Below are 7,210 nucleotides of genomic sequence, written 5' to 3' on the forward strand. Positions count from 1 at the left end.
CTCTATTGTTACGCGAAAAAATTTCAGGCGTCCCGCAAACTGTCACTCTAGTGGCGAGTATAACAGTTGGGCTGTTGGCAATGTTATTCGTTCAGCTATTTCGCGGTATTGAAGTGCCGTTGATCAATGGTGAGACAGTGCTCGCAATTATTTATATCGCTATCTTTGCGTCCGCTCTCGGGTTTTTATTGTGGTCCTATGGGATAAGTGTGATCGGGCCAGAAGTCGGGGGACAATTCGTTCATCTAATGCCTATCTTTGGGAGTATTTTGGCCATTATTTTTCTGAATGAAGATATTTCTACTTCACTTATTGTTGGAGCGGCATGTGTTGTAGCTGGCATTATTCTCGTCAGCCGCCAATAGGAATCCTATGAATGATAGATCTGGGATATCTGCAGGAAGAGATGAAAGGATGAGAGGGCAGAAAAAGCTGATGGTTCCAACACCAAAGTGTTAATTAAGCTCTGTTGAGCAATAGTCAGGTTATTCAGAAAAAGCATAAACAATTTTATCGACGTGAACCTATGATAAGTGAAATGGAGCTAAGTGGAGAAAGTGGTTTGATCTTGGTTATGGAAAATTTGGTTGTCGTTGTTTAAGTGAATTGAACCTGCGTGTAATGACATTGATACAATAGATACGTTTCCTGAAATACGATTGATAAATTTATCATTGATAATAATGCCTTAATGTTTGGGATGATCTGGTCCCGAGTATCGGGGCGTCTGTCTTGGGAACAATCAGATATATATAAAATCACTATCTGAAACAATTTTTGAACCTTTCCCGTTCTTATCGCGTCAGACCCTGTAACGACGACATCGGGTTACTCGAAACAGTGAGTGACAAAACAGGAGATCAAAATGAATAAGTTTCAAAAGTTGATTCTTGGCGTAAGTGCTGCTGCACTTGGGACGAGTGCTATCATTTCAAGCACTGTCTTTGCGGCATCTAGTGGAAACTCTGAGTATGTTCAGAATGTAGATCTGAGCTTTCCGGGGAATGGCGCGGTTATTAATGTCAAGAATGCTTCAGGAAGTAAGTCTGTAAATAATGTCAATTTACAGGTGCAGGAATCATCCATTGAGATCGAAGCCGACGGCTTTGTGCAGTGTGGCGATAATAAAAAAATTACGTTCAAAGAAGCCAAGATTTATTTTGGCCCTCTCGGTATGTTTGTTGATGATATCAATGATAATGCAGCACTGTATCAAAGTGCCTATGAAGTTAGTCATAAAAGCCGCATTGGCTTGGGTAAGTGGGTAACAGAGGGTACGGATGGTGATGAGAGTTTCTCAGTTCCTTTAAATCAAATTAAAAATGGCCATCCGGCTGTTCGCGTTGATCCCTTGGAAGAAATCAATAAAAAATTACAATCCCATCTACAAGGTGGTGGATCGAAAGCAGATTTTTATAAAAACGATCAGGAAATCGTTCTGCAAAGGCCTGTTTCTCTTGCGGGGTGGTGCAGAAAATATCTCTCGCCAGGTCACAGCCCTTGGAAAGCTGGCTTTGAGACCAAAAATTTTACTATTCAAGTCAAATACAAAGGAGACCCTGCTATAACCGATAAGCCTATTTTGAATGCTCAATTGGGACAGGTGGGCAATAATCCACAGTATAACAACAATCAATCCCTGCTTTTAAATCAGGCAACTTTTCAGCCAAACATGCCGCACCATATTGGAAAGTGTTCTGAAGGGACGCCTAACCCTAAAATTCGTGTGAACTACAAAGGGGCAGGAAAAGGAACTGTGCGTTTTAAAATCCTTGTTGACGGTAGTGAAGGAGATTTTGTGCTCCCGAATGCCTATCTAGGGAGCTATGATTCAGCTAATCAAATCAATAGGCACTTTGATTTTGATTATCCCCTGATTGAAAAAATGTATAATCATCAACAATTCAAATGGTGGAACACAATCAATAAAACCTATGAACATGCGATGACGATTGAAGCTCAGGTCAAAGATCAAAACAGTGATAGTTATGGACCTTGGGAAGAGTTTGGTTCAGCGACTTTCAAGCATCGTTGTACGCCTCAGGTAACTGTAAATGGTAGTAATGCCAAGCTGGGTGGTTATCAAAATCAGGGAGGCGACACAATGCCAGATGCACGTGGTACTGTGCAGAAAAAGCCGCAAAGAGCTCCCCTTGGTAAAGCAACACAAGAAACTGAAAGACCCAAACGTCTGATAATTCAGACACCTCAATAAAAAAAAGTAAAATAAATGTGGCAGGGCCTGAAATAAGGCCCTGCAACTCTTTTATGATGTAGTTGAAAACGAATTCAGCTTTTACTGATACAATTGATACACTTTGGATTATTGTTCAAATTACTGATTTCTATAGTATCTTGGTGTAACGTTGTACGAAGTCTGCCTTGGGGAATATCAGGCGTGCGTTTGAAAAATCGAAAAAAAATTCGGTATGGTTTCGGATCTCTGATAGCGGCAATGGTTTTGCCGTTTTTTTGCCTTCACCCAGCCATGGCAGATTGGACTGCAGATTTTACCCCCCCTGAAACATCTGATGCAAAAATACGAATAGATCTTCCGGATGATTTGGATGTGATTACTCTGACACAACTTGGTGTCGAGTTGGACGGTATTGATATTACGTCACTTCTTTCCCTTGATGGTGTTGATTTTATATACAAGCCACTTCAAACACTTGAGGGAAATGAGCATACATTGAAATTGGTAATGCTAAACCCTGACGGTTCGTCAGAGGTAAGGCAGCAATGGACTTTTACTATAGTTGGTGATGGTTCAGGCTCTGCGAGTAATCTTTCTGATTTAAATGAAACAACACCGGAAATAGAAATGGCCGAGCGGTTACTGCGTTCGGCATATTTTCGCGCAGATACGCTAACCGAATTTAGTCGGCGTGTCGTGCAGCAAAATATTGGACATGCAACCAATCGTTCTACTTTATCCGGTAGTGGCGATGTTAACTCAGGTTTTGCCGCTGGAAAATGGACGGTCGATGGTCATGCAAATTATTTGATGCAAAGTGATGTCGATTTTGCGCTGACAGAACGTACGATCGATTTGGGTGAATATGACGTAAATGCTGATTATCAGGGGGATACTCTGACAGGTGGCTTTTCACTGGGGCATCATGATACAGGGCTGGAAACTCTCCTTGTTTCAGACTTTTATCGTCGGGGTGTTTCTGCGCGCATTGGGACAAGTGATCGCAGGGTAGAGGCGCAAGGCTTTGCATTCGGGACTGAGTCCGTCTCTGGTGCTGCGGATATGACAGGCCTTAACAGTACGGAAAATCGCCTTAAAGGTGTTAGTCTGTCTGTAAAACCCTTTGCAACTGATGTGGACGCGTTGAAATTAACGGGCACCTATTATGATGGTTTGGGGGAGGGAAGCGGTATTGGTCTTTCAGATCTGGATAGTTCTGCATCTGGTTCTGGCTGGGGGATCGGTGTTGAAAAGAGCTTTGGTCATCAAAGAACAAGATTAAAAGCGCAATATGCACATACACTATTTGATCAAGATGGAGATCATGGTGATGCCCCCAAAGACAGCAGCGACGCTGTATCGCTATTGATAGATCATCGATTGTTTGATGAAGGGCCCGTCATTGGTGATGACCTACTTAATATTGATGTTGGTTTTGGCTATGACCGTGTTGATACTTTCTTTGAAAGTCTGGCTAACCCTGGCATGATATCAGATCGCGATGCCTATACTGCTTTCAGTAATCTTTATTGGGGCGCTTTATCTGCGAATATCTATGCCTTGCATGAAACCAACAATGTAGATGGTCTCGCGAACGTTCCAACAGATCGCTTGAAGAGTATTGATTTTGGGATGAACTATTCTTTTGATCAGCAGACCGGATCAAGGGAATGGTTAGGAACCCCGTATTTATATATGAACAGTTACTTTGCCAGTTTGGGGCGTGTTAAAACGCCAAATGGTTATGAGGGCGGAGATACAGATAATTTATCTTCGTCAATTACACTGGGTGGAGGGGCAAGCTACGATGTATGGTATTGGTCTTTATCACATAGCTATTCACGTTTTGATGACTATACAAATATTTCCAGCGACACAGTTAATAATTTGACAGGTTTAGATGTTGGTTGGGCTGTTTCTGATAGACTGCAACTTAACGGTGGTACCCAGTTTGGCGTGTTTGAAGACCTTGATACAAATAAAAACAGTTTCAGCACAAACCTGTATTTAGGGGCGACAGCAGAACTTGTTCCAGAAAAAGTTGAGTTAAATTTTGATTATAATTTGAACCTTGCGAACGGTAGTGGCGACTCATCTGATAGTCATATCGTTAATAGCGAGGTAGAATGGACTTTCCTTCGACCTCGCACCAATCGCCCAGGTTTGGCATTGGCCCTGAGAGGATCAATGGAGGAATTCAATGGAAACGCAGATAGTGCCCAAAATGAAACAGAGTATCAGGCCTACATGGTTTTGCGCGTTAAAGCGCCATTTTCGCTTAGCTATTAAAGCGATTTTAGTACCCGGCGTTTTGTTCGGCGTTGGACTGGCTACACCAATGATAGCAGAGGCGAATGTGACCTCGGTTACGGTGACGCCCCAACGTGCTAATCTTAATGTAAAAGGGGCGTCATCTCTTTCTCTGACGTGGAATGTCACAAGGTTAGAGCCAACAGCTCCAGCAACAGTTCCTGTCAGTTCGACAAATGCTGTTCTTCAAATCAATGGCACTACAGTCGCGAATTTGGGCGGAACTTTACTTAAGCAATCTACTTTGTCCCCAGCACAAAGCGAGACATTGCGTTTTAGTGAGGTCCTATCTATCTCGGCATCCCTAGCCAGAAAAATAGCAGAAGCCCCGGCAGGATCAGTTCTTATTTCCAGAACCTTTACTGATACACAAACAACGGGTTTAGCACGATTGTCTGTATTTTCAGGGACAGGACAGGGGGGAGCGCTCAGCATTAATCGTATTGATCTTCGTTTTGATAATAATGCTAGAACAGACGTTATTGCCAAAGGAGATACAAGACGAGCCATTGCGGAGATAAATTTCCGAAGTAGCGGTCTTTTAAAGGGTGAATGGCGCATTATTGACCCAACAGCAAGTCTTGGAAGTGCGCGTGGACGTATTCTACAGGTCGTGCGACAACAGGTTGTGAGTTCGGGGCAGGGCAGAACCAGGATAGTAAGCCCGGCATTACCGACAACAAAAAATGGTCTTTATTTGCTTACCTTTAGTGTCGAGAATGCTGACGGCATTACGGAGTTGCCTGTATTGAGGTATTTTGTTCTCGAAACTTCGACAAAAAGGCCAACTGATAATTTGACGGCCTTGAGCCCCGGAAACGGTGCCCGTGTCAATCAGGATACTGTTTTCGCGTGGGAAAATGTCCCCGGTGCACTTGCCTATCAGGTAGAAATACTTACTCCGGGACATGACGAAGTTGTTTCTGGAAAAGTTGTTTCCGCCCAGGATTTGAAACTTAAACTTTCTGCTTTTTCCTTGGACAATCTGAATTCAGGGGAAAGTTATGATTGGCGATTACGTGCTTTTGATAAAAGCGGGCGCGTCATTGGGTCCTCACCACGTCAATTGTTGTATATGCCATAGGGATTATTAATGACCGAAAACGATACAGCATATTCCCTTCTTCAACGTATCAGCAAAGGCGATGAAATCGCCTTTGCTGATTTTTATCATCTGTTTGAAAAACGACTGTATCTTTTTATTAAATCAAAATTGAACGATTCATTCGAAGCCGCCGACATACTAAATGAAACCTTTTTAGAGGTATGGCGTAAAGCCGAAACCTTTGAGGGGCGTTCAAAAGTATCAACCTGGCTATTTGGAATAGCATACTTCAAGACGGTGGATCGGATGCGTAAGAAAACAGACATACCAATGGATAGCGATAACTTTCCTGAAACGGCGGATGATAGTCCGGATGCTATGGCGTGTCTTTTGACTGCTGAAAAAAGTGATCATATCAAGTTTTGTCTTGATACCCTAAAGGCAGTTCAGCGTGCAGTCATGCAGCTAGCATTTTTCGAGGACCTTCCCTATTCAGAGATTGCGTTGATTGTGGACTGTCCAGAAAATACCGTTAAGACCCGTATGTTCCATGCCAAACAGGCAATGAAACGTTGCCTGTCCAACCGTATGGGAGGCTGAACATGAAAAAGGAAATCTCAGAACTCTTACCGTTCTATGTGAATGGTAGTCTTCAGGGGGAAGATCTTGAGGCGGTTAAAAAAGCTTTGAGCCAAGATAAAGCTCTTCGAGATGAATGTGCTTTTCTGGAAAACCTGAGAGACGAAGTTCAAAATCAAACACATGAAAGCTCGCCTGGTCAGCTTGGTCTGAAGCGTTTGCAACGTGATCTTGCAAAAGAGCAAACGACACGGTCCAGACGTTTACCACAAAATGATAATATCAAAAATAAGGTGTGGCGGATAGCAGCGGTTGCAGCCTGTATTATGTTGCTTGTCCAGACGGCCTATGTTGTGCCCTTGTGGCAAAACAACAAAGACTTGGTTGCTGCGAGTGGTGGTAATGCCGCCTATATCCGTGGTCCAGTGCTATCGGTTACTTTTGTTCCAGAGGCACGTGAAGAAAATATTCGCGAACTTTTATTGGCTGTTGATGCTCGTATTATTGATGGCCCTTCATCTCTGGGCGTTTATAAGCTGGCTGTATCAAAAAATCCTGAAGCTGTTATCGCCAAGCTTCAAGCGCACAAAAATCTGGTTGAAACCGTACAACGTGACGGCGGAGAAAGTAGTGGTAAGTGATGTTACGTCATTCCTTAACTCTCGCTGGTCTCTTGCTGCTTTCAATTGGAATACCGCAGGATTTACCAGCACAAACATCTACTGATCCCGCGAGTACACAGCCCGTGAGTAGGCAGCCCGCGAGTGTAGAACCAGGTACGGGGGCAATGCCCAATACTCCGCCAATACCGGGGGCGTCGACATCAACAGGAAAGTCCCGTACTGTAACTGGTGATCCGGTTATGCCCCAACCGACAAGAAACCGATCTGATGAGATTATCTTTTCCGGGATAAGAGCAAACTGCGTTCGTCCGGGCACAATATTAACAATTCAGGGCAAAAATTTTGACGATATTCCAAATACCTATCGCTTGGGGTTAAGTAATACTCATGACCTGATAGAGTTGGATGTTCTAAATAAAAAAAATACTCTGATCTCAAGCTATTTACCTAAAAAGG

At 43.3% G+C, this 7,210-nt stretch carries 7 protein-coding genes; all 7 read left to right on the forward strand.

From position 1 onward, the window contains the following. Positions 1–365, forward strand: a 365-nt coding sequence (locus tag Q0241_RS09310) for a DMT family transporter (RefSeq protein WP_299376481.1), incomplete at its 5' end; no start/stop codon positions are given. 500 nt (positions 366–865) lie between these two features. Beyond that, the gene (locus tag Q0241_RS09315) at positions 866–2,215 is read left to right on the forward strand and encodes a hypothetical protein (RefSeq protein WP_299376484.1); all 1,350 of its coding nucleotides are present in this window, start codon (positions 866–868) and stop codon (positions 2,213–2,215) included. A gap of 183 nt (positions 2,216–2,398) precedes the next feature. Beyond that, a complete protein-coding gene (locus Q0241_RS09320) occupies positions 2,399–4,486 on the forward strand; it encodes a hypothetical protein (protein WP_299376487.1) in 2,088 nt (695 codons plus the stop codon). Positions 4,487–4,535: 49 nt separating this feature from the next. Further along, positions 4,536–5,591, forward strand: coding sequence for a hypothetical protein (locus tag Q0241_RS09325; RefSeq protein WP_299376490.1), 1,056 nt, complete (start codon positions 4,536–4,538; stop codon positions 5,589–5,591). Between the two features lie 9 nt (positions 5,592–5,600). Further along, a complete protein-coding gene (locus tag Q0241_RS09330) occupies positions 5,601–6,152 on the forward strand; it encodes a sigma-70 family RNA polymerase sigma factor (protein ID WP_299376493.1) in 552 nt (183 codons plus the stop codon). Between the two features lie 2 nt (positions 6,153–6,154). Further along, on the forward strand, positions 6,155–6,772 hold the full coding sequence (locus Q0241_RS09335; RefSeq protein WP_299376496.1) for a hypothetical protein: 618 nt from the start codon (positions 6,155–6,157) through the stop codon (positions 6,770–6,772). Further along, a partial coding sequence (locus Q0241_RS09340) for a hypothetical protein (protein ID WP_299376500.1) occupies positions 6,772–7,210 on the forward strand: 439 nt, incomplete at its 3' end. The genes Q0241_RS09335 and Q0241_RS09340, both read left to right, overlap by 1 nt.

The sequence above is a fragment of the uncultured Kiloniella sp. genome (assembly GCF_937128705.1).
In the GTDB taxonomy this organism is placed as follows: Bacteria; Pseudomonadota; Alphaproteobacteria; order Kiloniellales; family Kiloniellaceae; genus Kiloniella.